The sequence below is a fragment of the Bradyrhizobium tropiciagri genome (assembly GCF_001189845.1).
GTDB lineage: Bacteria > Pseudomonadota > Alphaproteobacteria > Rhizobiales > Xanthobacteraceae > Bradyrhizobium > Bradyrhizobium tropiciagri.
This window is the reverse complement of the sequence record NZ_LFLZ01000048.1, coordinates 1-25,531: the sequence shown is the minus strand read 5'-3', so window position 1 is coordinate 25,531 and position 25,531 is coordinate 1. Positions and strand designations below refer to the sequence as shown.

The window sequence follows — 25,531 nt, the reverse complement described above, 5'->3', positions numbered from 1 at the left end:
AATCATCTCCGATGCGGGGGCCAAAGCAGGCCGAACGGGCTCGCCAACAGATACGAACCCCGCCGGTCGACGTTACATCCGCCCGTCGGAGATCCGCTCACTTTCTTGCGAGGCGTGAGGATACCGCTCCCCGCCATCCTCGATCTGCCGGGGTGGCGCCGGCGGCACCGGCCGCACCATGGCCCCCGGCGAACGGCGGGGTGCCGGTCCCCGGGTTCCCGCCTTGAGATTGGCCTCGGCAAGCCGTGCCTCGCGGACCTGCTCCCGCGCACGTGCCCCCTCGCGGTAGCGCGCCAAAACACCCGCCGCGGACGCTGTGCCCCGCGCCCACAGGCCGACGAAATGACCGGCGACGCGACCGGTGGTGCCGCCGGCCCAGACCAGCTCGAACGGCGAAAACAGCCGCCAGCGATCATCGCCCCACAGGATGCTGCGCGCGATCAACTGGCCCGCGAGCGCCGAGGTGTTGAGCCCCTGCCGGCCGAAGCCGCTCGCCACCCACAGGCCCCTGCGCAACTGCCCGATCTGCGGCATGCCATGCACGGTGACGCCGACCGCGCCGCCGAACGTGTCTGCGATCGCGGGCTTGCCGAGTTGCGGAAACACCGTGGCGATGCGGCGCTGCACCGCCGCAGCGAACCGCTTCGGCCGCGCATCCCAGGTCGTTTCGGGACTGGCCCACAACAGGCGATCGCCATCGACGACGCGGAAATGATCGATGCCGTCGCTGTCGACGACCGAGCCGGGAAAGGCGATCGCCTCCGCCAGCCGCTCCCCGAGCGGCTCAGTCAGAGCCGCGTAGCGCCACACCGGCAGCAGCGTATCGGACAGGCGCTTGAGCGGCGCACCGAGATGGATATTGCCGGCGAGGACAATGTGGTTGGCGCGCAGTCGCGCCGTCGGCGTCACGATGCGCTTGCGGATGCCGGAAAAATCGATGCTGACGACCGGCGTCTCCTCGAAGATCCGCACGCCCGCCCGCACAGCCAGCGCGGCGAGACCATGCACATATTTGCGGCCGTCGATCTGGAACGCCTTCGGATAGTAGATGCCGTGGAAATAGCGCCCGGTCCTGAGCACGCTGCGGACGCGATCGACCTGCCAGCCTTCGACTTCGGTCGCAAATTCCTCACCCAGCGTCTGCAGGCGGCTGATCAGCGCTTCGCCGACATCGACATTGGAGACTTCCAGCGCGCCGTCGCTTGGGCTGATGCCCGGGATCAAATCCTCGGTGGCGGTGGCGCGAACATAGTCGGCGCCCTCCTTCGACAGCGCCCACAATTCGCGGGCGTCATCGAGGCCGACGCGCTCGATCACATCCGATATCGGCAGGCCGAAGCCTGGCATCACGGTGCCGAGATGATGTCCGGAAGCGTTCCAGCCGACCTGGCGCCCTTCGAGCACCGCGACGCTGGCCCCAAGCCGTGCCGCCTCGCGGGCCACGGTCAGGCCGGCCAGCCCCGCCCCGACGACGCAAATGTCGACGTCGAGGTCGAACGCCAAGCGGTCGCGGAACGGTGAAGCCGCCGCGTCGGGGCCGTCTGCCGCACTTGTGGAAGTCTCGCTCATGTCGTTTCTTACGAACCGCTGCGGCGCTTGTCACCTTGTCCAGGGCATGAGCCTGTAGAATTAATTCGACCAGACCGAATCGAGATGGAAGTTCATGCGCCGTTTGCTACTGCTGCGTCACGCCAAGACCGAACACGACGCGCCCTCGGGGCACGACCAGGATCGCCGTCTCGACGAGCGCGGCCACCGCGATGCGGCGGAGATCGGCGGCTGGATCGCTCGCCACCCGCCTTTGCCCAATCTGGCGCTGGTGTCGCCGGCGGTCCGCACCACGCAGACCTGGGAGATCGTGCGCGAGGTGCTGAAGGGCGCGGGATCTGCGCCGAAAGTCGACGTCGTGCCGGAACTCTACGGCGCCGATCCGGCGCAGCTGCTCGCCGCGATCCGGATGGCCTCGGTTACCGATCCGAAGCGGCTGATGCTGATCGGCCATAATCCCGGGATGCACGAGCTGGCGCTGACGCTGACCGGCAGCGGCGACGAGGCGGCGAAGCGCGCGCTCGCGGACAATCTGCCGACCTCGGGACTCGCCGTCTTCGACTTCGCGACCGACGACTGGAACGACGTCTCCTTCCGGCGCGGCAAGCTCGTCCTGTTCGTCAGCCCTAAGCTGTTGAAGCAGGCCTCGCGCGGCTGACGCGGGCGGACACCGCCGTTCCGCCATGCTATATTGACGATCGCGCGACAGGGGGACCGGTTCGCGTCGACACCACGGACTATCCGAAGAAAAAGAAGGCGCGCGTCCCGGCACAGGGACCAAACGGCTCCAGACCAATCGCGGACAGGAGGCGCTGATGTACAAGTCCATTCTCGTGCCGATCGACCTCGCCGATACCGATCTGGCGAAGCCTGCGATCGCAACCGCAGCGACGCTGTCGCAGACCTGGAACGGGGCGGTGCGCCTGCTCAACGTGCTGCCGATGACGCCGGTGATGCTCGCCGAATACGTTCCGGCGGATTTCGACAGCCAGCAGCGTGAAACATCGGAAGAAGCGCTTGCGATCGTGGCGCGCGAATCCGGCATCGCACCCGGGCGCATCTCGGGCGTGGTCCGCCAGGGCGGCATCTACCACGAGATCCTCGAGGAGGCCGCGACGATGAAGGCCGACCTGATCGTGATGACCTCGCACCGCCCGGCGATGCGCACCTACTTCCTCGGCTCGAATGCCGGACACGTGGTGCGCTACGCCAAATGCTCGGTGCTGGTGGTGCGGCACTGAAGCGCGCTTCGCTCGCGCTTCAGATTCCCGGTTGAGCATGGTCCCTTCGGAAAACCGCTACACACTTTTCCGGACCATGCTGTGTCCAGCCGCACCTCGCAACGACCACTGCAGGTGCGCGCTGCCGAAATATCGAAAACAACCCCATGCAAAGCATGCCGGCGGCTGCAGGGCGTTCGACACCGCAACTTGACACGTCGGGCAAATCAGGGATATATTTCTAATATTCCGAAATCGTGCAAGCGCCTCCTCGCCCGGCTCCCGCAAGGGTCGTCTCCAAGCGTCGTCTCAGCGGATCCGCACCAGCTCCAGGTCAAGATCGCCGGTGACGGCGGTCTCGATGTGGCAGCGCGAAAGCCCGATGTCGCGCAGCGCCCGGTCATCGAGCTGGCGCAGCGTCTTGATCGCCTCGCGGCGCACCCAATAGGTCGCGAGTGCATCGCCCCACACGCGGAGCAATCGGAGCAATCCGCCCAACATACTGGACCGCGCGGGCGCTGCGGCGGCTGAGGATATCGTCGTCATTGTCATCTCCATCGATGCCCAAAAGGCGAAGCTATGCCGTCGACACAAATGCCGTTTCAGCACCTGCGCCGTGGGACCCTCGGATTGCTTGCGCGCTCCTCGGTGCAATCATGGGCTTGTTCCTTCTTAAATGATCCGGTACATTCCTCGGAGCAAGTAAAACATTGCTCTCGGTGCAATAATGTCGAGATTCGAATATCTGAAGCTGGCGGATGCGGTGGCCGCCGAGATCGCCAGCGGCGAGCTGAAGGCCGGCGACCGCCTGCCGCCGCAGCGCCATTTCGCCTATGACCGCAACATCGCCGTCTCGACCGCGAGCCGGGTCTACACCGAGCTGTTGCGGCGCGGGCTGGTGGTCGGCGAAGTCGGCCGCGGCACCTTCGTGTCGGGCGAGGCGCGCCGCGGCATCGCCGCTCCGACCGAGCCGCGCGGCGCCCGCATTGACCTCGAATTCAACTATCCCCTGCTGCCGCACCAGGCGACGATGATCGCCAAGAGCCTCGAAGGGCTGGAGCGGCCCGAGGTGCTCGAGGGTGCGCTGCGGCCGGCGACCAGTTTCGGCACGCGGGCGGCGCGCACGATCTCCTCGGAATTCCTCGCGCGCAAGAGCTGGGCGCCGAATCCCGACCAGATCGTGTTCACCGCCAACGGCCGGCAATGCATCGGCGCGGCGCTTGCCGCCGTCGTGCCGCCCGGCGGTCGCTGCGGCGTCGAGGCGCTGACCTACCCGTTCGTGAAGGGCATTGCCGCGCGGCTCGGCATCACGCTGGTGCCGCTCGCGATGGACGAGCACGGCGTGCGCCCGGACGCGGTGCAGAAGGCGCACCGGGAGGCGCACCTGTCGGCAATCTACGTCCAGCCGACGATCCAGAACCCGCTCAGCATCACGATGCCGGCTGAGCGCCGCGCCGAGCTGTTGCGCGTGATCGAGAAGCTCGGCCTCGTCGTCATCGAGGACGGCGTCTATGGATTCCTCGACGACGAGGTGCCGCTGGCCGCGCTCGCGCCCGACAGCTGCATCCTGCTCGACAGCCTGTCGAAGAAGGTCGCGCCCGGTCTCGCGCTCGGCTTCATCGTCTCGCCGCCGCGGCTGCGCGAAAGCATCATGGCCGCGGTGCGCTCGGGCGGCTGGACGGCGTCGGGCTACGCCTTCGCCGCGGGACAGCGCCTGATGGCCGACGGCACCGCCGCCGAGCTGTCACGGCTGAAGCGAATCGACGCCGGCCGCCGCCAGCAGATCGCGGCGAAGCATCTGGCCAATTTCGAGATCCAGACCAACCCGAAGTCCTATCATCTCTGGCTGACCCTGCCGCCGCATTGGCGCTCGCAGACCCTGGTTGCGGCCGCGGCGCGCCGCGACATCGCGCTGACGCCGTCGACGACCTTCGCCGCCACGCCGGGGCATGCGCCCAATGCGGTGCGGCTTGCGCTTGCCGCGCCGCCGATGGAGCAACTCGACCTCGGCCTGCGGACACTGGCGGCAATGCTGGGCGCGACCGAAGAGGATTTTGACGCGACGGAGTGACACCGCGCCGAGCGACCGGCCTTCTTCGATCTCCGGCTGCCTTTAGTTGGCATCAGCGCCCCAGTAAGCCACCGGCAGTAGCATCGCGCGCAAGAGGCTCCGATGCGCATGTGGCACGGCCTGTTCTGGTGGCCGGAGCGCCAGGCATCGTGAACTGTGATGGAAGCGCTTCGGCTGCACGCTCGCTTCACCTCTCCCTTGGGAGAGGTCGATTTGCGAAGCAAATCGGGCGAGGGGCCGCAGCTCTAGCGAGGGACCGGAACCCCTCACCCGGCGCTACGCGCGACCTCTCCCAAGGGAGAGGTGAACCTCCGCTGCCGATCTAGGTTCAAGCTAAATCCCATCATGCTCTAGAACCCGCAGGCCGCATACGTCTTTCTGACGAGACGAAAATGCGCACCCTCGGCGACGAAGTCCACATCCAGGCACTGGTTGCCTCGGCGATACTCCCCGATCACGCCGCACTGCAGGTATTCGAGGTTGATCCGCCAGCGCTTCTCTTGCGGCGAGTAGGTCGCGAAGTCGTGCTGCGCGACCGGCGTGCCCCTGCAGATTCCGGCAACATATTGCCGTACATCGAGGGGCAGGTTGTCGACGTGGCTATGATCCAGCGGATCGTGTTTGTTGCCTACGCTGCCCTTCGCAAGAACCGGAGAGACGCTCAAGAGCGCGAGGCACAGGGCCAGAAACGGGGTCCGGATTGTCATCTGACACTCCAGCTAAAAGCAAATCAGACGGCAATGTTACAGCGTGTTGCTTACAGCCCGCTTACAGTCCGGCCGGCGCGAACGGACGGATTTTCCCTTCAGGCAACCGGCCACTCCGCGATGAATCCCCTCGCCATGTACGGCTCGATCTTGTCCCACTCGGTCAGGACGCGGCGGCGAAACTCGGGGACGGTGTGCCAAAGCGTACGCGGGACGGCAAAGCTATCCACCGTCACCAGCATCTTCTCGACCTCCGGCCAGTGCCGCTGCAGCGTCATGGGATAACGCCGCGCGGTCCAGCTATTGCCGAGGCAGATCACGCTCCTGATATTGGCGAGCCCCAACGCCGCGTCGATCACCGGCAGCGAGAAGATCACGTTCTCGCCGGTGTTCTGCGCGCGATGCTCCTCGAGGATCCGCTCCGACGGCACGCCGTCGGCCACCATCGCGGCTTTGATGATCTCGCACTCCGAGCGGCCATCGCCCGGCGTGATGCCGCCGCTCACGATCGACCAGCGCGCAAAGCCGTCGCGCCAGAGCCGGACCGCCATGTCGACCCGCTCGGCGACATCGCCGCGGGTGCCGAACACGAACAGGAGATCGGCGGGCTTGAGCGGCGTCTCGATCAGGTGCCGGGCATTGATCGCGGCGATCTCGTCGCCGGACGGCATCCGCAAACTTCGATCGTCCATGCCCTGCCCGCTCCGTTCGCGACACCACACGCCGACGATGCCGCGCGCGAGGGCGCGCACGAAGTCACGTTTCATTGCGCTTGATTGCGATCCGGCTTGGGCAACGGCTTGGGCAACAGCGTATCGGGCAATTGGTCGAAGCTGTAGCGCCGCGGCCGGTTACGGGTGACAAAGCCGCCGACCTGCCAGGTGAACAGCGCGGCGAAGCCAAGCAGGAAGAGCGCGCCCATCCAGTTGGATGTCATGAGCGCCATCACCAGCAATCCGAACATGGCCACCGCAAGCCACGCCAGCACCGCCAGCGCCGCGGTATATGTCTTCGGCCCGAGACCTCCGGTCAGCCTCGCCGTGCTGCCGGCCGCCTGCATCCGGCGATGCAGTTCGACGATGAAGTCGCGGTAGAGATGCCCCTGCGGCGCGACCAGCGTCGCGGTCTGCCAGGTCGTCGAGAGGATCGCGATTCGCCCGCCCTTGGCATTGTCGATATCGGCGCGAAACCGCTGCTGCTGCATCGAGACCGGGCGATAGGACAGCTTCACGGCGGAGATGTCGGTGTAATCCCACACGCCGGAGCGGCCGGCGATCCGCCACGACAGCCCGTCCCCGGTCAGCTCGAACTGGTGCGCCGAGCCGACCAGCGAGGCCTTGTAGGCATAGCGCACGGCTGCGCCCTCGCCTGCTTCCGGCCGGTCCTGCAACGTTGTTGGCAATCCGCCGTTCCACCTGTTCGGACACATCCGCGCGCTTGCATGGAGTGTCGTGCCTATCCTACAAGCGAGCCATGCCCGAGACGACCTATTTTCCGCGTTACCTCATCCTCGGCGGCGCGATGATATCCGGCGTGCTGCTGGCGCTTGCCGTGCATATGCTCGGCGCACGCTACGGGCTCGATCTCGGCGGCCTGTGGCGCTCCGACAGCCACGAGTTCATGCCGGCAGGCGCTGCGATCGCCTGGTGGCTGATCGCGAGCGTCGGGTTTTCGGGCGGCTACTTCACCGCCAATCTGATGCACAGCGCGGTGGCCGGGCAGATCCCGCAGCGGATGCGGCAGTTCCTGATCGTCGTCGGCGTGCTGATGCTGGCCGGGGCCGGTCAGGCGGCCTCGGCACCGAGCGCGGTGTCGACCATCTCCGCCGTGCTCGCCGGCCTCGCCGCTTTGTGCCTCGGCGCCGCGATGGCGTTTTGCGGCGCCTATTTTGCGCTGAGGAAGAACTAGCGCGCCTCCTCGTAAACGTCCGGACTCCGAGGTAAAGCGGAGGTCGCTCCGCTTGGCCGCCGCAGACGGCTTATGGTCCAGGGCGGACCCGCTGGAACGCCAATCTAGGTAGAAGTGTCCCTCCCTGCCTTGAGTGCGAACAACGCCGCGAGTGCAGCCAAACTCAGGGCCGACGTAACCGCAAGCGTATAGCCGCCGAGCGGTGAAATCAGGAAGCCGAATGCCAGCGGCGCGATCGCTTGAGACAGCCGCGACGGCGCGCCGAGCAGCCCCAGGCGGTAGCCGTAATCCTTTGGACCGAAGATCGCCAGCGGCAGCGTGCCGCGCGCGATCGTCAGGATTCCGTTTCCAGCGCCGTGCAGCAGCGCGAAGACTCCGGCAAAGCCACCGCCGAACAAGCCGATCACGCAGGCGCCCAAGGGGTGCGTGATGCAGGCCAATCGTGCTGACCACAGCGGATGGAAACGCTTCAGCAGGCTCGCTTCGACAATGCGCGCCGCCACCTGCGCCGGGCCGATCAACGCGCCTGCCGCGATCGCCTGCGCCTGCGTTGCGCCCAACGACTCAAGAATGCGCGGCAAGTGAACCGCCATCGCCGACGTGACGCTCCAGGCGGCCGCGAAAGCAAAGGCCAGCAGCACCATCGCGCGGTCGATCAGAATATGCGGCGTTGGCGTGTCGGCTGCGATCCGATGCTCTCTCTTCAATTTGGGGATCAACAAACCGTTCAGCGGCAGGCAGATCAGAATGTGCGCAGCCGCCCAGCCGAAGCAAGTCCAGCGCCAGTCGATCGTTGCCAGTCCCCACGCGCTGAGCGGCCAGCCGATCGTGCTCGCAAAGCCCGCGATCAATGTGATGCCGGTAATGGAACGGCGGGCTGCGTCGCCATAGATGCGCCCGAGCGCTGCGAAGGCCGCATCATACAGGCCAAGACCCATGCCGACGCCGAGCAGCAGCCAGCTCACCGCCATCAGAACGCCGCCCTGCGAAAGCCCGAGCAGGATCAGACCGGACGCCAAAATGAGGTTGGACGCGCAGAGCACTTCGCGCCCACCCATCCGGTCGATCTGGCGGCCGACACGCGGACCGAGCAATCCTGAGATCACCAGCGCCATCGAGAACGCGGCAAACAGCCAGTTCGTCGAGATGCCGAGGTCGTGCGCGATCGGGTCAGCGAGAATAGCCGGCAGATAATAGCTCGATGCCCAGGCAATGGTCTGCGTGGTGCCGAGCGCGACGATTAGCACGTTGTCTGTGCGGCGGCTCATCCAGCGCGCGCGCCCGGCGTCTTCAGCGAAACCACCTCTCCGTCTTCCTTGACGAACTGGCCGATGCCGGCGACCGCGAGGAGATCAAGAACAGCCTCGGATGGCCGGCACAGCTTCACGCCCTTCGGCGAGACCACGATCGGCCGATTGATTAGGATCGGATGTGCGATCATGAAGTCGATCAGCTCGTCGTCGCTCCATTTCGGATTGGCAAGATCGAGAGCGGCATAAGGCGTGCCCTTCTCGCGGAGCAGCGCCCGCGGCGTCATGCCCATGGCCGCGATCAGCGAAACCAGCGCGTCGCGCGAGGGAGGCGTCTTGAGATATTCGACGATCTCTGGCTCCTCCCCGCCTTGACGGATCATGGCCAGGGTGTTGCGCGACGTCCCGCAATCGGGGTTATGATAGATCGTGATCGTCATCGGATCGCTTCCTTGGTGGTTTCAGCGCCCCGCAGCAGCCAGGTCATGAAGGCAAGCGCCACCATGGCCCCCAGGATTTCGGCGACGACGAAGCCCGGCAGATCCTGAGCGCGGATACCGGAAAACGTATCGGTGAACGAGCGTGCGATGGCGACGGCCGGATTGGCGAAAGACGTGGATGCGGTGAACCAGTAGGCGGCCGTGATGTAGAGCCCGACCAGCCATGGTATCGAAGCCTCACGAAATCGGAGGCCGCCGATAATCGTCGCGATCAGTCCGAACGCGGCAACGAATTCCGCAAACCACTGCGGAAAGCCGGTCCTTGCCTTCGCAGAGATCTCCAGCAGCGGCAGGCCGAACATAGCATGCGCGACCATCGCGCCGAGGATGCCCCCGAGTACCTGCGCCGCAATGTACTGCGCGGCGTGCGGCGGACGGAGTTCGCCCTTGAGCGTGAACACCAGTGTCACCGCCGGATTGAAGTGCGCGCCGGATATCGGTCCAAGGATCGTAATCAGCACCACCAGAATGGCGCCGGTCGGAAGCGTGTTGCCGAGCAGCGCCAACGCGACGTCCCTGGTCAAAGTCTCGGCCATGATGCCGGAGCCGACGACGGTCGCGACCAGAAGCAAGGTCCCAAGGCCCTCGGCCGCAAGGCGCCGCGGCAGGTCGAAGTCGGGCATCAGGCACGCGCCTTCTTCTTGGTAGTGAACGGCCTGCATTGGGCCTCAGCGAGCGCTGGCGCGCAAATCTCCGGATGGCCCGCACAGCAATCCTTCATCAGGAACGCGATGAGATCGCGCAAGCCATTGAAGTCGGCCGAATAGATGATCGAACGCGCCTCGCGGCGCGGCACGATCATGCCCGCATGCTCGAGGTCCTTCAGGTGGAAGGACACGTTGGATGGCGACACCGCGACCGCTTCGGCGATCGCCCCCGCCGCCATTCCATCGGGACCGGCCCGCACCAGCAACCGCACGATCCGCAACCGCGTTTCCTGCGACAGCGCGGCGAAAGCGGTTCGGGCTTGACGCTCCTCCATCTTTCGATAATCCTACAATTCAACAACCATTGAAATGAGGATAGCAGCCATGGACACACTTGCCAATACCCGATCGGTCGTCGGCGCCCTGCTCCCGGTGGACGAGCTTTCAGCCGCGGCCCTCCTTTCCGGCCTGCAGACGCACAGGGAGAAGCCGCTGATCTTCAGCTACGGCGGCCGGGATGTCCGCCCCAGCTACCACGTGACCGAGGTCAGAACCGGTTCATTCAGGGGGCTCGATTGCGGCGCGAACCCTGAAAGCTGGAGCGAGACTTTCATTCAGCTCTGGGACATCGAGGAGGAAAACCGCGGCCACATGCCTGCCGGGAAGTTTCTCGCGATCATCCGCAAGGTCGACCAGGCCGTCGGCTTCGATCCGCAGGCCAAGCTGACCTTTGAGGTGAGCGATGGCGTGCGGCCGATGCAAATCTATCGCGCGGAACGGATGGATGCAGGCGACACCGCGATCCGCGTCTATCTGTCGGCGCGTCCATCGAGTTGCAAGCCGCGCGACCGATGGCTGCAGGAGCAGCAATCCTGCTGCGCACCTAACACTAAACAGCCTTGTTGTGGTTGACTCTGTCCTGGGCGCAATTCAGCCGATCTACGTCCGTTAATGGCCCCAAGGCCGACACGCCGACATCCCGGTTTCAACGTCGCCTTTCAAGTGCAAAGCGGACGCTACCAATTTGTGAGCAACGCCCGCGCCAGGTGGACGCCGGTTTGCGTCAAGACAGCACGTCCGACACGAATCCGATCAGGCCACCGACCGTTCCGGCGCCCGGCGCAACATCTTGGCGACGTCAGCCGCCGGCCGCGGCGGGCTGAACAGATAGCCCTGCGCCTGCGTGCAGCCTTCCTGACGCAGCAGGTCGAACTGGGTATCGGTCTCGACGCCCTCCGCCGTGGTGACGATGCCGAGACTCTTGCCGAGACCGGTGACCGCACGCACGATCGCCATCGAGTCCTCGCGCGTCGCAAGATCCGTCACGAACGAACGGTCGATCTTGATCTTGTCGAACGGGAAGCTGCGCAGATAGCTCAGCGACGAATAGCCGGTGCCGAAATCGTCGAGCGAGATGCGGACGCCGAAACCACGCAGCTCGTGCAGCACCGCGAGCGTCGTCTCGCTGTTCTGCAGCAGCACCGATTCGGTGATCTCGAGCTCGAGCCGATCCGGCGACAGGCCCGACGCATCCAGCGCCGCCCTTACCGACGACACCAGGCTCGGATTCTTGAACTGCACCGGAGACAGGTTGACGGCAACCGCGATGTCCGCGGGCCACCTTGCGGCCTCGACGCAAGCCTTGCGCAGCACGATCTCGCCGAGCGGAACGATCAGTCCGGTTTCCTCGGCGACAGGGATGAAATTGTTGGGCGCGATCAGCCCGCGCTGCGCGTGATTCCAGCGCGCCAGCGCCTCGAAGGCGACGACCCGATCGCCCTCGACATCGCGGATCGGCTGGTAATAGACCTCGAACTCGTCGCGTTCGAGCGCGAGCCGCAGGTCGCGCTCCAGCAGCCGGCGCGCCTGCGCGCGCGCATCCATCCCGGTCTCGAAGAACCGGTAGGTGCCGCGGCCATCGGCCTTGGCGCGGTACAGTGCGAGATCGGCCTTTTGCAGCAGTTCGTCGGGATCCTTGCCGTCCTCGGGTGCGAGCGAGATGCCGATGCTGACGCCGATCACGAGCTGGTGGCCTTCGATCTCGTAGGGCGCGGCGATCCGCTCGACCACGCAACTTGCCAGCGACGACACCACGGAGGGCTCGCAATTGCTGCAGAACTGCACGATGGCGAATTCGTCACCGCCGAGCCGCGCCACGGTGTCGTGCTCGGTCACGCATTCGCCGAGCCGGCGCGCGACCTCGCGCAGCAGCGCATCGCCGACCGGATGTCCGAGCGTGTCGTTGATCTCCTTGAAATGATCGAGATCGAGGCACAGCACCGCGAGCTGGTCGGAGCGCTTGGCCAATCGCGAGGCCTTCTCGAGCTGCTCGCGGAACAGCGTGCGGTTCGGCAGGTTGGTCAGCGCGTCATGCCGCGCCATGTGCGAAATCTGTTCCTGGGCCTGCTGCCATTCGGTGATGTCTTCGAAGGTCGCGACCCAGCCGCCGCCCTTCATCGGCTGGTCGACGACACGGATCGCGCGCTCGTTGCGGCTGACGATCCGCGTCGCGCCGTTGCCGGCCTTTGCCTCGGCGACGAGCGCATTGCAGAATTCCTCGGGATCGCCGTCCCACTCGCCGATGGAATGCAGGTCCTGCAGGACGTCGATCAGCAAACGGCCCTGCAGCGGCACCCGATTGCGCCCCATCATCTCGCTGTAGCGCTCGTTGAACAGCATGATGCGGCCGTCAGCATCGAACATGCAGAGCCCCTGCGACATGTTCTCGAGCGCGGTATCCAGCACCATCTTCTGCTTGTGAAGCTCGGTCTTCGCGCGGCGATCGAGGATAGAGGCGATCAGCGACAGCCCGAGGATCGCGAAGGCGGCAACCGCGGTCATGAACGAGAGCACGCGCGGCGAGACCGAAAGCCCATCGGGAACGATGGTCGGGTCCGGGACCAGCGTCACCGCACCCATTCCGGTGAAATGATGCGAGACGATCGCAACCGTCAGGAGACCGGTCGCGGCCGCAGTGGTGCCAAAACGTTCGCCGCGTGTCGCAACCACCAGCGCGAGCGCGCCGAACAGGCTTCCGAATACGATCGAGGTCACGACGATGCCGGGCGACCAGACGATGCGGGCGGGCAATTCCAGCCCAAGCATGCCGGTGTAATGCATCGCCGCGACACCGATGCCGACGATGGCGCCACCGGCGGCGACCGTCCACCAGCGTTCATCGAGCGCTGCGACGGCAAGGCCGACGGCCAGGATCGCAACCGCGAGCACCAGCGACAGCAGCGTGATCGGAATGTTGTATCCGGCCTCGATGCCGGGATCGTAGGCCAGCATGGCGACGAAATGGGTGGCCCAGATGCCGCAACCGCCGACCGCCGCATCGAGGCCGATCCAGATCTCGCGGGCGCGGCCCTGGGCGGCGCGGGCCCGGTGAAACAGGCTGATCGCGACGGCGCTTGCGAGCAAGCAGATCACCCCACCAAGGACGACCAACCGCCAGTCATGTTCCAAGGTGAGACAGGTGAGTACGCGATACATATAGGCCCCCGTTATGGACCCATAAGAACAAGCGTATTCGTGTACGAACGGTAACGCACCGCAGCAAGGTTCCACGCATGGTGAAGAAGCCTTGAATGCACGGAGTACCGTCGAGGAAAACCGCAGTCCTCACACACAATTCGGCCGGCAGGCTCGGCTGCCCATCGGCGGCCGCCGGTTAGGAGCAAGCTTCGCTCACCGCCGCGCTGGTGATGAGGCGCCGATCCAGACCAGCGCGGCGGCGGCAAGCAAGACGCCGGCGGAGATCACGAGGGCCGCATGCAGGCCGGCGATGAAGGCCGCGGACCGGCCGACCATCGAGCCGAACAGCGCGACGCCGAGCACGCTGCCGGTCTGCCGGGTCGCATTCAGCACCCCGGCCGCGATCCCGGCATGCTGCGGCTCGGCACTGCCGAGCAGCGTCGAGGTCAAGGGCGGCACCAGGAGGCCGAGGCCGCCGCTGATCGCCAGCAGTTGCAGGCAGATCGCGGGATAGGTCGTGCCGGGACCGATCAACAGCATCGCCAGGCATCCGGCGGCCGAGATCGCGGCGCCCAATGCGATGGCCGCCGGCGCGCCGATCCGCTCCGCGACATGCGGCGCGACCAGGTTGGCGGGCAGCACGGCGCCGAGCATCGGCACGAACGCGAGGCCGGTTGCGAACGCGGATAGTCCGTTGACCTGCTGGAAGTAGAGGCTGAGCACGAAGATCAGTCCGTAGAACGCGACGTTGACCAAGAGGCCGACCATCGAGGTCAGCGCGAACATCCTGTGGCTGAACAGCGAGAGCGGCAGCATCGGCTGCGCCGCGCGCGCCTCGCGCCAGACGAACAGCAGCGAGAAGACGGCAGCCAGCGCGAAGCCTGCGATCACGAATGGGCTGTCCCAGCCAAGCGCACCACCTTCGATCAGCGCGCCGGCCAGCGTGCCGAGCGCGGCGATCGCCGCAAGTTGCCCGGGCAGATCGAGCCGGTGCTGCTGATGGCGGGTGGTTTCGCCGGCAAAGCGCCAGGCGAGCCACAGCCCGGCGAGGCCGATCGGCAGATTGACCAGGAAGATCGCGCGCCAGCCGACCAGCGTGATCAGCGCGCCGCCGACCAACGGGCCGGCGGTCAAGGCAAGGCTGGCGCCGGCGGCCCAGACGCCGACCGCGCGTCCGCGCGCCGTCTCGTCGGCATAGGCGTGGCGGAGCAGCGCGAGCGAGTTCGGCACCAGGATGGCCGCGGCCAGTCCCTGCACGCAGCGCGCGGCGATCAGCGTCGCGGCATCAGGCGCGACCGCGCAGGCGAGCGATGCCGCGGTGAAGATGGCAAAGCCGGCCATGAAAATGCGCTTGGCGCCGATCCGGTCGCCGAGCGCGCCCGCGGTCAGGATGAAGGCGGCGAAGGCGATGGTGTAGGCGCTGACCACCCATTGCAGCTCGGCCACGCCGCCGCCGAGCGAGGCGCCGATGGCGTTGAGCGCCGTATTGACGATGGTGACGTCGAGCTGCACGACGCCGTAACCGAGACTCATGGCAGCGAGCGTCAACGTCGCCGCAAGCCCGGCCGGCCGCCGATGCGACGCCGCGCGCTGATCCGGCACGCGCCGGAGGTTCAGGGATGTCCGTTGCATGGTCTTGACCTCGCTCTTCGCGACCAATGCGAGAGATAGGTCTTCGTTTCTCATTGATACTTCGCCATCGATCGAAGTGTGGCATTGCGATGGCGGCCGGGCCGTGTGGCCGCAACGATGTTGCGCGGCGTTTTGCCTCAATAGACCTACGGACCGGGCTCCGGCCGCCTCATTCCGGCCCCAACCGCGGTTCACAGCCCGATCACGCAGATGCGCGTATCGACTTCACGCTTTAGTAAACGCCGCAGCCGGCCCCGACCTCCCCATGCCGATGCATATCGTCTATTCGTTCCGCTCTGGCAGTCCCCGCAACGGCGGCAAAACCGGCAAAAATGCCGGCGAAATCGCTGTGAATGGCCGATCGAAGGGAACACGCAGCGGTCCCGCCGCGGCGCGCGGCATGGCCCCGACTCACATTCCGCAGAGCGAGAACATATGTAGCGAGTATGACAACAACGCTGGACAGGAGCCGAAGGTTGGCTTGTCAAGGGCTGCACAACGCATCGGTTTTGCCTTATGGGTCATCGCGTACGGTGCGTTTGCCCGTCACCCGTCGCCGTCCGTGACCGGGTCCCACTGAAATTGTCCCTGCCGGGAGGATGAATGCTTCGGCTGCTGACCACGCTCGGGCGTGGCTTCAAGGAAAAGATCGGCTGGAAACGGCTCGGGATCGCTGCGAGCGTGCTCATCATCGTGTTCGCGATCACGACGCTGGTCCACACCCTGAAGGGCGTCGATACCGGGATCATCCTCACCGCGCTGACCGACATCGCGCCGCACCGGATCGCGCTCGCGGCGCTCTGCGTGGTCGGAGCGTTCTGCACGCTGACCTTCTATGACTTCTTCGCGCTGCGCACGATCGGCAAGAACCACGTCCCCTACCGCATCGCAGCACTATCGAGCTTCACCAGCTACACGATCGGCCACAATATCGGCGCCACCGTCTTCACCGGCGGCGCGATCCGCTTCCGGATCTATTCCGATTACGGCCTGTCCGCGATCGACGTCGCCAAGATCTGCTTTCTCTCGGGCCTGACCTTCTGGCTCGGCAATCTGTTCGTGCTCGGCTTCGGCATGGCCTGGCACCCCTCCGCGGCATCGGCGATGGACCTGCTGCCGCCGGCGATGAACCGGCTGATCGCGCTCGGCTGCCTTGCCGGCATCGGCGCCTATTTCGTCTGGCTCTTGACCGGCGAGAAGCGCCGCGAGCTCGGCCAGAACGGCTGGAAGGTGGTGCTGCCCTCGGCCAAGCTGACGCTGCTGCAGATCATCATCGGCGTGGTCGATCTCGGCTTCTGCGCGCTCGCGATGTATCTGTTGATGCCGACCGATCCACATATCGACTTCGTCTCGCTGGCGGTGGTGTTCATCCTGGCGACGCTGCTCGGCTTTGCGAGCCACGCCCCCGGCTCGATCGGCGTGTTCGACGCCGCTATGCTGGTGGCGCTGCCGGAGTTCAGCAAGGAGCAGTTGCTGGCGACGCTGGTCGTGTTCCGGATCCTCTATTTCCTGATCCCGTTCGGGATTTCGATCTCGATCATGGGCATGCGCGAGCTGTGGCTCAACGTGGTGCGGCCATGGCAGGAACGAAAACGACTCAGCCAAGCCTGCACGGCTTCGGCGACCGTGCGGCAACCGATCGAAAGCCGGCAGCAGCAGATCAGGCGGCTGAGACGGTAACAGCGACGCTATCGGCAATGTTATCAGCCCCGGCCCGGGTTTGTTCGATCCCGGATTTTTGATCCCTGCAGCCGCTTCTCTTATTTTCGCCGTACCACTCGCGTCAAACCGCGCCATGATTGGCTTTTTGGTTCGATTTTCGTTTCGTGTGACGGTCTGCAGCGTGCTGCTCGGCAGCGCGCTTGCGGCGGTATTGGCTTCAGCCGCGGAGGCGCAGGATACCCAGCTCTCGATCTCCTGGGAGGTCCGCAACCGCTTCCGCCTGTTCCGCGAGGAACGCGACTTCCGCCTGCATGTCGAAAGCGGCCTCGGCCGCAGCGTGCTGGCCTCGGAACAGGCGCTGGAACTGCAAAGCGACGGCCGCGGCTGGGCGCGCAACACGGTCAACCGGCTCTGCATCGACCTGCAGGGCCGCGTCAGCGAGCCCTGCACCCGCGACAACGTCAAGGAAAGCTATCTGACGCCGATCGATCACCCGATCGTCGTGCGGCTCACCGGCCCGGTTCCGGTCGGTGCAACCTGCGCCTGGTCGTTCGACGACGGCGATGGGCCGCAATCCCAAACCTTCGATTGCGCCGAGCCGGTCAATCTGCGCGTCCGCTACGGCCGCACCACGGTCGCAACCGTCGATGTGGCCAGCGGCTCGGACGCCAACCAGCGCGTGACGACGCAGATCGCGGTGCGCGACCTCTTGATCGCCGGCCTCGGCGACAGCATCGCATCCGGCGAAGGCAATCCCGATCGCGCGATCGCACTGTCCGACGATGGATTCTGTTTCCGCTCCTATCTCGGCGGAGCGCAATATTACCGGCCGAGCCGTGCCGGCTTCAAAGGCGGGCGCGCCTGCGAGGCGCCGGACACCCTGGCGAACTGGCAGCGCCACAGCGCGCTGTGGCTCAACTCGGCCTGTCATCGCTCGCTGTACAGCTACCAGACCCGCACCGCGCTTGCGCTCGCCGTGCAATATCCGCACATCGCGGTGACCTATCTGCCGCTGGCCTGCACCGGCGCGACCATCGCCGACGGGCTGCTCGGCTCGCAGCAGGCGCGCGAATGTCTGCCGACCAAAACCGCCAACACCTGCTCGGGCACCGTCAACGGCCAGATCGCCGAGCTGCGCACGGCCCTCGCAGCCGCCAAGCGCCGGCAGCCCGACCGCGCGCTCGATCTCGTGCTGCTGTCGATCGGCGCCAACGACATCTACTTCTCCGGCCTCGTCGCCAACGTGATCGTCGACACGCCGACCGAACGTACGCTGTTCAGCCAGGGCGGCTCGATGGCCAGCGTCGACGATGCGCGTTCGGCACTGGCGCGCGACCTGCCGGCCGATTTCGCCAAGCTGCGCGATGCGCTGAAGCCGCTGCTCGGCGGCGACCTCTCGCGCGTGATCTACACGGCCTATGCCAATCCGGCGCTGGCCAATGGCGGAGCGCCCTGCCCCGGCGGCCGCGCCGGCTTCGATATCCATCCTTCGTTCAACGCCGATCCGAAGCGGCTCGCCTCGGTCTCGAGCTTCGTGCAGAACGAGTTCCTGCCGCAGCTCAAGGCGATCGCGCAGTGCCAGTCCGGCATCATCTGCCGCAATCCGCAGGCCGACCGCATGACCTTCGTCGATGCGCATCAGGACGCGTTCGCAAGCCACGGCTTCTGCGCGCGCGCATCGAACGATCCGGAGTTCGACCGCGACTGCTTCGCCGCCAACGGCGACAGCTTCGTCTCCGACATCGTTGCCGCGGCGAGCCAGCCGCTGAAATGCGGCCGCAGCGCCGGCGAATACCGCGCCTACCTGCCCCGCGCGCGCTGGATCCGCGACGCCAATGACAGCTATTTCGCGGCGATGACCTACCCGCAGGGCCTGCCGTCATCGATGCAGCCAACCGACATCCACGACGCGACATGGGGCATCCTGTCGGCGGTGTATGGCGGCGCGGTGCATCCCAGCGCCGAAGGTCACGCGGCGATGGCCGATGCAGCGGTGCCCGCGGCCGCCACCGTGCTGCAATTGAACACCACGGTGCCCGAGGTGCTTTCCGAGCCGGTCGCACCATTGCCGACGGCACCGGAGCAGCGCTGAACGCTCGCGCCGTGCGAGGGCGAACGCGAGCGAACGTGATCTCGATCGGAGTGTGAAAAGTCCTAGTGCCGCTTCGTCGCCGGCACGGGCGCCGGCGGCGGCGGCTTCACCGCCGCGGCCTGCGCCGGCAGATATTTGGCGACGATCGCGGGATCGAGCTGCGCCATCGCGGTGTCGGGCAGCCGGGTCCAGACCTCGTCCTTGCCGAACAGCGAGATGCCGAGATAGCCGCGCATCGTCAGCGTCTGCCCGTCGGCGCTCAGCGTCATCTTGGCCTTGTAGACCTTGCCGTTGCGCGGATCGAGCACGTTGCCGCCTTCATAGGCGAGCCCGTTGCGCTTCATGTCGCGGATCAGCGGAATGCCGAGCCACGGCATGTCCTTGCGATCGTCGGTGCATTTCGAGCAGACCGGATTAGGCGGATCGCCGGGCGCTGCAAACATCCTGGCGATCATGCCTTCGTACAGGCCGTTACGCTCGATCACCAGGAACCAGCCCTCGGGCTTGCCGTCCTCGATCTTCTGCCAGAGGCCGGCCGCCGACAGCTCGGCCGCGGACGCCGCGAGCGGAGCAGCTAGCGCAAAGGCCGCGGCGAGCGCCAGGATCAGCCGAAGTCTGGATCGCGTGTTCCGCATCATCATCACCTGATCAATCCAAAAACTCGACTACGCGCAGACTACGGCCATTTGACGGAGCGTTCCAGTACCCGCGCCGCGCGGGAAATGGCCCATGCCCCCGGCATTGGTCGCTGCTGGAGCGGAATCAGTTCACGCCAAGCTTCTTCTGCAGACTTGATGACGAGGTTGTGTACTGGAACACCAGCCGCTTGTCCGGATACACGTAGCGGTGCGCCTTCTGCGCCATCAGCGCGCCCTCGTGGAAGCCGGAGAGAATGAGCTTGAGCTTGCCCGGATAGGTGTTGATGTCGCCGATCGCGAAGATGCCTGACACGTTGGTCTCGAACGCCGCGGTGTCGACCGGCACCAGATTGTTCTCCAGCGCGACGCCCCAGTTCGCGACCGGACCGAGCTTCATGGTGAGCCCGAAGAACGGCAGCATCGTATCGCAGGCGATCGTCGACATCGCATTGTCGTTGCCCTTCAACGCGGCGCCCGAGAGTTGACCGCCAGCGCCTTCGAGCCCGGTGACCTGGCCGATCTTGAGATCCATCTTGCCGTCGGCAACCAGCGTGCGCATCTGCTCGACGCTGTGCGGCGCGGCGCGGAAATCGTCGCGCCGGTGCAGCAGCGTGATGCGCTTGGCGATCGGATGCAGATTGAGCGTCCAGTCGAGCGCGGAGTCGCCGCCGCCGACGATCAGGATGTTCTTGTCGCGGAACTGCTCCATCTTGCGCACGGCATAAAACACCGAGGTGCCTTCATAGGCCTCGATGCCCGGCACCGGCGGGCGCTTCGGCTGGAACGAACCGCCGCCCGCGGAGATCACCACCACTTTGGCTTCGAACTCCTTGCCGGCATCGGTCTTCACGCGAAACAAGGGATCGCCGATCTTCTCGATGCTCTCCACCATCTCGTTGAGATGGAAGGTCGGATTGAACGGCTTGACCTGCTCCAGCAGCTGATCGGTGAGCCCCTGGCCGGTGACGAAGGGAATGCCGGGAATGTCGTAGATCGGCTTCTCGGGATAGAGCTCGGCGCACTGCCCGCCGATCTTGTCGAGGATGTCGACCAGATGCACCTTCATGTCGAGCAGGCCCAGTTCGAACACGGCGAACAGTCCGCAGGGGCCCGCGCCAATAATCAGCACATCGGTCTTGATCGCTTCGCTCATGTCCGCTTCTTTTCAGTTGAGGTCGACTGGACGGCTTTTCGCCTGTCCAGCCAAGTGGGCCGGATCGTGACATGCATAATAGGGACAGCGGCTGGCGCGGCAACCCCTTGCCGAGCCTGCGCAACTCGGCTGTATGGGCAGGAAACCGACGGAGATCCCCCTCGTGAATGCCCCTGTCCGCGCCGACGATGCACTGCGCCTGGAAGACTTTCCATATCGGCTGTCCGACAATGTGCGCTTTGCCGATCTCGACCCGAACGGGCACGTCAACAACGCCGTCTATGCGAGCTATTTTGAAACCGGCCGCGTCACGCTGGTGAAGGACCGCAGCATGGGGCTGATGCCGGCGGGGCTCGGCTGGATCATGGTGCGTCTCGACATCCATTTCCGCGCCGAGCTGCACTGGCCGGGCCGGATCGAGCTCGGGCTCGGTCTCGTCAAGTTCGGGCGGACGTCGACCACCTTCGATCAGGTGGTGTTTTCGCAAGGGAGATGCGTTGCGTCGGCGAAGGCGGTCACCGTGATGATCGATGAGGCCACGCGCAGGCCGACGCCGCTGCCGGCGGAGGTCAGGGAGAACTTCCGCCGCTGGGTCCGTCGCGGTGTGAACCCGGACGGCGAGTAACGGATATCAGGCCTGCCGTTCCGGCGTCGACACGACCAGGCCGTCGAGTTCGTCGGTCACCTTGATCTGGCAGGACAGCCGCGAATTCGGGCGCACGTCGAAGCCGAAATCCAGCATGTCCTCTTCCATCGGCGACGGCGCGCCGACCTTCTCGCGCCACGCTTCATCGACATAGACATGGCAGGTCGCACAGGCGCAGGCGCCGCCGCATTCGGCTTCAATGCCGGGAATGGCGTTGCGGATCGCGCCTTCCATCACCGTCGCGCCGTTCTCGATCTCAACTGTGCGTTTCTCGCCGCTATGGTCGATAAAGTGGATTTTGGCCATGATTGCTCGTGCTGCCGGAATGCGCCGGAGGATGGATGGAAAGGTCCCGGGCAGTCGTATAACGGGTCGATCCGCACAGCGCCAGCGCGGAGACCGAAAACCTGCCGGCCGGCCCGGGTGGCATCCCGGCCGCTGCGGCTGGCCGTGGAGATGGGGAAGCCTAGGACCGGCCCAGAATCAGCTCGATCGCGGTGCGCGCCTCGCCAATCGCGGCCCCGAGCGCTGCAAGGGGCTGGGCCGGATCGAAACCGCCGGCCAGCGCGGTTTCCAGGTTGGCGGCCGCCTCGGCGACGCCGAAGGCACCGATTGCTCGGGCCGAACCCTTCAGGGTGTGGGCATGGGTCGGCGCTTCGGGCGGCAGGGCAGCCAGCTCGCCAAGGATCCGGGCCGACTGGGTCGAGAACATCGCCAGCACTTCCCGCTCCAGCCCCGGATCGCCCAGCGTCATGCGCCGGAGGTGATCGACGTCGATCGGGCCGTCGCCAGGCGCGAGCGGCGGCGATTGCATCCATTCAACGCGTTCGAGATGAAGCGGCATGGCCTGTCCCTGTCGTCTCTGCCGGGTCTTCACCGGCGGACCGTGGGCGAGCCAATCACGAAACTGGTTAACGAATTGTTGTCGGGATGATCGGCAAAACCGCCTGATTCTGGACAATTTCCGGACACAATCGGCCCTCTGGGAGGGGAATTTCGAGTACCCATAAGGCCTTATGGCGCAAAGCTGTTAACGATGATTAAGAAAGTATTAATCGCAAGCATTTCATTCGCATCACTCTCCCCATAGGATGTTTGCGGATGTAGCGGACAAGCCGCCGAGGGGGCGCTTGCGCTCCGCTTGTGGGCACCGGCTTCGAGCTTGCGTGGGGACGATCGCAGGCTCGCCGACGCGTAAAATAGTGAGAGGGCTCAGACTGAACATGGCGAACACTCCCAAGAAGGTCAAAGATCCCACCGAAGTCGCGCTTTCTGCCATCCAGGAAGCCCTCAACATCAGCGAACAGGGCGCGGAAAACCGCAGCCCCCTCAACGAAGGCGCGGCACCGCCCAGCCTGCCGCCATCGTCCGCGGATTTTTCCGCCACCTCGTTCGATCAGCGTCCGAATTCCGATCGTTCGGCCTTCGAGCCGATCGAAGAACCGCGTGCCCCTCGCCGCGCCGCCAATGACGATCGCGAGACCATCGGTCAGATGCTGCAGACGCTGCAGGGAGGGCGCGCCCGCAACGCCTTCACGCTGTTCTTCGTCTGCTCCGGCGCCTGGCTGCTCGGCGGCGTGATCCTCACCATCGCCTTCTGGCCTGCGCTGCAAGCGTCGATGGCTCAAGGCACCGGCGTCCTGGTGCTCGCCGGCCTCGCCGCACTGTTCGCCGTTCCGATCCTGCTGTTCTACTATCTCGCCAGCCTCGCCGCGCACGGCCAGCGCATGCAGATGATCGCGCAATCGATGGCGCAGGTCGCAATGCGATTCTCCGAACCGGAAAACGCCGCCGCCGATTCCATGGTGACGGTCGGCCAGGCGATCCGCCGCGAGGTCGCGGCGATGGGCGATGGCGTCGAACGCGCGATCGCGCGCGCCGGCGAACTCGAGACCCTCGTCGCCAACGAGGTCGCGGCACTCGAACGCGCGTACTCCGACAATGAAGTGCGCATCCGCGCGCTGCTGCAGGACATCGCCCACCAGCGCGACAATCTGGTCGGCCAGGCCGAGCAGGTGCGCAGCGCGATCTCCGGCGTGCAGATCGACCTGCGCCACGACATCGCGCTGATTTCCGACGCGATCGCCTCGCGCGTCGACGAGGTCGCCAAGAGCATCACCGGCGCGCTGGAAGAGCGCGGCCAGCACATCACGACCGCGCTGAGCCATGCCGGCGACAACATGATCCTCGCGCTCGGCGAGCGCGGCGGCGACCTGCTCGACCGCCTTGAGGAAGCCAGTGCCGAGACCACGCGCGCGGTGATGGACGCCTCCGAGCGGCTCACCACCAGCCTCAACTTCAAGACCGGCCACGTCCATGACGAGTTCGTCGATCTGGCCGACCGCGTCCACGAGATGCTGAACGAGCGCATCGACCGCATCACCGGCGAGTTCGAGCAGCGTTCGTCTGCCATCGTCGACGGCATCTCCGACCGCACCGAGGAGGTCCACGACTCCCTGAAGAACTCCGCCGACTCGCTGCTGCTCGAGCTCGAGCTGCGCAGCAACGACCTCGTCAGCAAGATCGACGACGCCGGCAACCGCCTCGCCGGCCAGATCATGACCTCCGGCGACCGCGCGAGCGAGGCGCTCGATGTCACCGTCAATTCCCTGGTCGCCAAGGTGGTGGGCCAGACCGAGACGGCGCACGATTCGCTGTCGCTGCAGATGAGCGCGTTCGACGACCTGGTGAAGAACCACGGCAGCGAGCTCGCCGAGAAATTCGCCCGCGACTCCGGCACGCTCGGCGCGCTGATCACCCGCCACATCTCGGAATTCGACCGCACCGTGAAGACCTTCGGCGGCGACATCGTCGAGCGCATGGGCCAGCGCACCCAGGACATCGCCGACAGCCTGAAGACCTATGTCGACACCTTCGACAATCGCGTCACCACCAATAGCGGCGAGATCACCGCCTCGCTCGACCAGCGCCTGCTGCAGTTCGAGACCACGCTCGGCAGCCGCGTCACCAATCTCGACGCCTCGCTGACCGACAAGCTGTCGTCGTTCGACAGCTCACTCGCCACCAGGATCGGCTCGTTCGACGGCCGCCTGCAGTCGCTGGACGATGCGATCGACGGCCGCATGAAGTCGATCGAGGTCACCTTCGAGAGCCGCGCCAAGTCGGTCACCGACACCATCGACGGCCATCTCGGCACGCTCGCGACGCAGCTGACCGAAGGCGCCACCCAGGCGATCCATTCGATCGACTCGCGCCTCGGCCTGCTCACCACGACCCTGACCGAGGGCACCGTGCAGGCGATCGCCGCGGTCGACCACCGTATCAACGGCGTCGCCGAGACGATCGACGGCCACAGCATCCGCCTTGTCGACACCATCAACGGCCACAGCACCCGCCTCGCCGACACCATCAACGGTCACAACAGCCGCCTCGTCGAGACCATCAGCGGCCACAGTTCGAACCTGACCGACACGATCTCGGCGCGCTTTGCCGACATCCAGCAGGGCATCGAGAGCCGTGTCGGCGTCATCGCCGGTGACATCGACACCCGCGTCGCGCAGTTCGAGGACCTGCTCGGCTCGCGCGTCGAGGCCGTCGCCGGCCGCATCGAGAGCAGCGGCCGCCAGGCCAGCGAGGACCTGATGTCCCGCGCAGAGCTGCTGTCGTCGAGCATCAAGTCGCATGTCGAGGACGCCGAGCGCTCGCTGACCAACCTCGTGGTCAACACCAGCGAAACCATCCAGACCGGCGCGCGCACCGCGCAGCAGGCGCTGCTCACCGTGTCAGCCGACGTCGGCAACCAGCTCAAGATGAGCTCGGCCGAGGTCGAGGGCGTGCTGACCGCCGTCGGCACCAGCGCCGCCAACTCGATCCTCACCAGTGCCCGCGATGCGCAGGTCTCGCTGGTGTCCGCCTCCGGCGACGTCGCCTCGCAGATCAAGGCGCTGTCCGAGGACGTCGAGCGCACCCTGCAGGCGGCCGGCAGCGCCACCGCAGCCTCCGTGCTGTCGGGCGCCCGCGACGCGCAGACCACGCTGGTCAGCGCCTCGATCGAAGCCGCAAGTCAGGTCAAGTCGCTGGCCGCCGATGTCGAGGCATCGTTGTCGATGTCCGGCTCTGCTGCCGCCGAAGCGATCATGACCGGTGCGCGCGAGGCCCAGACCACGCTGATCTCGACCTCGACCGACGTTACGGGACAAGTGAAGTCGCTCGCCGGCGACGTCGAGCGCTCGCTGTCGACGGCCGGTTCCGCAACCGCGGAAGCCGTCGTCGCCTCCGCCCGTGAGGCCCAGAGCACGCTGGCCGGCGCTTCCACCGAAGCCGCCAACCTCGTCCGCTCGCTCGCGGCCGACATGCAGCACTCGCTCTCGACTGCCGGCACCGCCACCGCGGAATCCATCGTCGCCTCCGCCCGCGAGG

Annotated in this window: 25 protein-coding genes; 10 read left to right on the top strand and 15 right to left on the bottom strand. The window is 65.9% G+C overall.

Features of this window, described 5'->3' with window-relative positions; genetic code table 11:
• Positions 1-72: 72 nt before the first annotated feature.
• Positions 73-1,569, bottom strand: coding sequence for an NAD(P)/FAD-dependent oxidoreductase (locus AKN84_RS30090; RefSeq protein WP_050424135.1), 1,497 nt, complete (start codon positions 1,567-1,569; stop codon positions 73-75).
• Positions 1,570-1,663: 94 nt separating this feature from the next.
• On the opposite strand from AKN84_RS30090, the gene AKN84_RS30085 reads away from it, so the two are divergent.
• Positions 1,664-2,206: a SixA phosphatase family protein gene (locus AKN84_RS30085; RefSeq protein WP_050424134.1), complete on the top strand. Its 543-nt coding sequence runs from the start codon at positions 1,664-1,666 to the stop codon at positions 2,204-2,206.
• A gap of 157 nt (positions 2,207-2,363) precedes the next feature.
• Positions 2,364-2,789 (top strand): universal stress protein, encoded by a 426-nt coding sequence (locus AKN84_RS30080; protein ID WP_021077991.1) that lies wholly within the window; start codon positions 2,364-2,366, stop codon positions 2,787-2,789.
• Between the two features lie 288 nt (positions 2,790-3,077).
• Here AKN84_RS30080 and AKN84_RS30075 read toward each other — a convergent pair whose 3' ends face one another.
• Positions 3,078-3,314: a DUF1127 domain-containing protein gene (locus AKN84_RS30075; RefSeq protein ID WP_050424176.1), complete on the bottom strand. Its 237-nt coding sequence runs from the start codon at positions 3,312-3,314 to the stop codon at positions 3,078-3,080.
• Positions 3,315-3,495: 181 nt separating this feature from the next.
• On the opposite strand from AKN84_RS30075, the gene AKN84_RS30070 reads away from it, so the two are divergent.
• A complete protein-coding gene (locus AKN84_RS30070; protein ID WP_050424133.1) occupies positions 3,496-4,839 on the top strand; it encodes an aminotransferase-like domain-containing protein in 1,344 nt (447 codons plus the stop codon).
• A gap of 350 nt (positions 4,840-5,189) precedes the next feature.
• On the opposite strand, the gene AKN84_RS30065 is transcribed toward AKN84_RS30070, so the two are convergent.
• The 3 genes from AKN84_RS30065 to AKN84_RS30055 form a co-directional block, all read right to left on the bottom strand.
• The gene (locus AKN84_RS30065; RefSeq protein ID WP_050424132.1) at positions 5,190-5,546 is read right to left on the bottom strand and encodes a hypothetical protein; all 357 of its coding nucleotides are present in this window, start codon (positions 5,544-5,546) and stop codon (positions 5,190-5,192) included.
• Positions 5,547-5,644: 98 nt separating this feature from the next.
• A complete protein-coding gene (locus AKN84_RS30060) occupies positions 5,645-6,238 on the bottom strand; it encodes a YdcF family protein (protein WP_050424175.1) in 594 nt (197 codons plus the stop codon).
• A 71-nt stretch (positions 6,239-6,309) separates the two neighbouring features.
• Positions 6,310-6,936 (bottom strand): hypothetical protein, encoded by a 627-nt coding sequence (locus AKN84_RS30055; protein ID WP_050424131.1) that lies wholly within the window; start codon positions 6,934-6,936, stop codon positions 6,310-6,312.
• A gap of 83 nt (positions 6,937-7,019) precedes the next feature.
• Between AKN84_RS30055 and AKN84_RS30050 the strand changes: the two genes are divergently transcribed.
• Positions 7,020-7,454, top strand: coding sequence for a hypothetical protein (locus tag AKN84_RS30050; protein WP_050424130.1), 435 nt, complete (start codon positions 7,020-7,022; stop codon positions 7,452-7,454).
• Between the two features lie 104 nt (positions 7,455-7,558).
• On the opposite strand, the gene AKN84_RS30045 is transcribed toward AKN84_RS30050, so the two are convergent.
• The 4 genes from AKN84_RS30045 to AKN84_RS30030 are packed head-to-tail and all read right to left on the bottom strand — an operon-like array spanning position 7,559 to position 10,186.
• Positions 7,559-8,722 carry an MFS transporter gene (locus AKN84_RS30045; RefSeq protein WP_050424129.1) on the bottom strand — a complete coding sequence of 388 codons (1,164 nt, stop codon included), beginning with the start codon at positions 8,720-8,722 and terminating at the stop codon, positions 7,559-7,561.
• Positions 8,719-9,144, bottom strand: a complete 426-nt coding sequence (arsC, locus tag AKN84_RS30040) for an arsenate reductase (glutaredoxin) (protein WP_050424128.1) — start codon at positions 9,142-9,144, stop codon at positions 8,719-8,721. Before arsC ends, AKN84_RS30045 begins: the two co-directional genes overlap by 4 nt.
• Positions 9,141-9,827 carry an aquaporin gene (locus AKN84_RS30035; protein ID WP_050424127.1) on the bottom strand — a complete coding sequence of 229 codons (687 nt, stop codon included), beginning with the start codon at positions 9,825-9,827 and terminating at the stop codon, positions 9,141-9,143. The genes arsC and AKN84_RS30035 overlap by 4 nt, the downstream gene beginning before the upstream one ends.
• On the bottom strand, positions 9,827-10,186 hold the full coding sequence (locus AKN84_RS30030) for an ArsR/SmtB family transcription factor (protein WP_050424126.1): 360 nt from the start codon (positions 10,184-10,186) through the stop codon (positions 9,827-9,829). Before AKN84_RS30030 ends, AKN84_RS30035 begins: the two co-directional genes overlap by 1 nt.
• 49 nt (positions 10,187-10,235) lie before the next feature.
• On the opposite strand from AKN84_RS30030, the gene AKN84_RS30025 reads away from it, so the two are divergent.
• Complete coding sequence (locus tag AKN84_RS30025) at positions 10,236-10,763, top strand: DUF6428 family protein (protein WP_050424125.1); 528 nt, start codon at positions 10,236-10,238, stop codon at positions 10,761-10,763.
• Positions 10,764-10,943: 180 nt separating this feature from the next.
• On the opposite strand, the gene AKN84_RS30020 is transcribed toward AKN84_RS30025, so the two are convergent.
• Positions 10,944-13,346 (bottom strand): EAL domain-containing protein, encoded by a 2,403-nt coding sequence (locus AKN84_RS30020; RefSeq protein WP_050424124.1) that lies wholly within the window; start codon positions 13,344-13,346, stop codon positions 10,944-10,946.
• A 195-nt stretch (positions 13,347-13,541) separates the two neighbouring features.
• Complete coding sequence (locus tag AKN84_RS30015; RefSeq protein WP_167351884.1) at positions 13,542-14,960, bottom strand: MFS transporter; 1,419 nt, start codon at positions 14,958-14,960, stop codon at positions 13,542-13,544.
• Positions 14,961-15,225: 265 nt separating this feature from the next.
• On the opposite strand from AKN84_RS30015, the gene AKN84_RS46165 reads away from it, so the two are divergent.
• From AKN84_RS46165 to AKN84_RS30005, 3 genes are all read left to right on the top strand, one after another.
• The gene (locus AKN84_RS46165) at positions 15,226-15,540 is read left to right on the top strand and encodes a hypothetical protein (RefSeq protein ID WP_128971274.1); all 315 of its coding nucleotides are present in this window, start codon (positions 15,226-15,228) and stop codon (positions 15,538-15,540) included.
• A 23-nt stretch (positions 15,541-15,563) separates the two neighbouring features.
• Positions 15,564-16,640, top strand: coding sequence for a lysylphosphatidylglycerol synthase transmembrane domain-containing protein (locus AKN84_RS30010; protein WP_050424123.1), 1,077 nt, complete (start codon positions 15,564-15,566; stop codon positions 16,638-16,640).
• Between the two features lie 115 nt (positions 16,641-16,755).
• Positions 16,756-18,714 (top strand): SGNH/GDSL hydrolase family protein, encoded by a 1,959-nt coding sequence (locus tag AKN84_RS30005; protein WP_050424122.1) that lies wholly within the window; start codon positions 16,756-16,758, stop codon positions 18,712-18,714.
• Positions 18,715-18,776: 62 nt separating this feature from the next.
• On the opposite strand, the gene AKN84_RS30000 is transcribed toward AKN84_RS30005, so the two are convergent.
• Positions 18,777-19,349, bottom strand: a complete 573-nt coding sequence (locus AKN84_RS30000) for a DUF2147 domain-containing protein (protein ID WP_050424173.1) — start codon at positions 19,347-19,349, stop codon at positions 18,777-18,779.
• A gap of 127 nt (positions 19,350-19,476) precedes the next feature.
• Positions 19,477-20,505 (bottom strand): NAD(P)/FAD-dependent oxidoreductase, encoded by a 1,029-nt coding sequence (locus tag AKN84_RS29995; protein ID WP_050424121.1) that lies wholly within the window; start codon positions 20,503-20,505, stop codon positions 19,477-19,479.
• Between the two features lie 163 nt (positions 20,506-20,668).
• Here AKN84_RS29995 and AKN84_RS29990 point away from each other — a divergent pair, with 163 nt between their 5' ends.
• The gene (locus AKN84_RS29990) at positions 20,669-21,130 is read left to right on the top strand and encodes an acyl-CoA thioesterase (RefSeq protein ID WP_050424120.1); all 462 of its coding nucleotides are present in this window, start codon (positions 20,669-20,671) and stop codon (positions 21,128-21,130) included.
• 6 nt (positions 21,131-21,136) lie between these two features.
• Here AKN84_RS29990 and AKN84_RS29985 read toward each other — a convergent pair whose 3' ends face one another.
• Positions 21,137-21,457 carry a 2Fe-2S iron-sulfur cluster-binding protein gene (locus AKN84_RS29985; RefSeq protein ID WP_050424119.1) on the bottom strand — a complete coding sequence of 107 codons (321 nt, stop codon included), beginning with the start codon at positions 21,455-21,457 and terminating at the stop codon, positions 21,137-21,139.
• 160 nt (positions 21,458-21,617) lie between these two features.
• On the bottom strand, positions 21,618-21,995 hold the full coding sequence (locus tag AKN84_RS29980; protein ID WP_050424118.1) for an Hpt domain-containing protein: 378 nt from the start codon (positions 21,993-21,995) through the stop codon (positions 21,618-21,620).
• Between the two features lie 379 nt (positions 21,996-22,374).
• On the opposite strand from AKN84_RS29980, the gene AKN84_RS29975 reads away from it, so the two are divergent.
• Positions 22,375-25,531: apolipoprotein A-IV repeat region-like domain-containing protein (locus tag AKN84_RS29975; RefSeq protein WP_488226067.1), on the top strand; the 3,157-nt coding region annotated here is incomplete at its 3' end.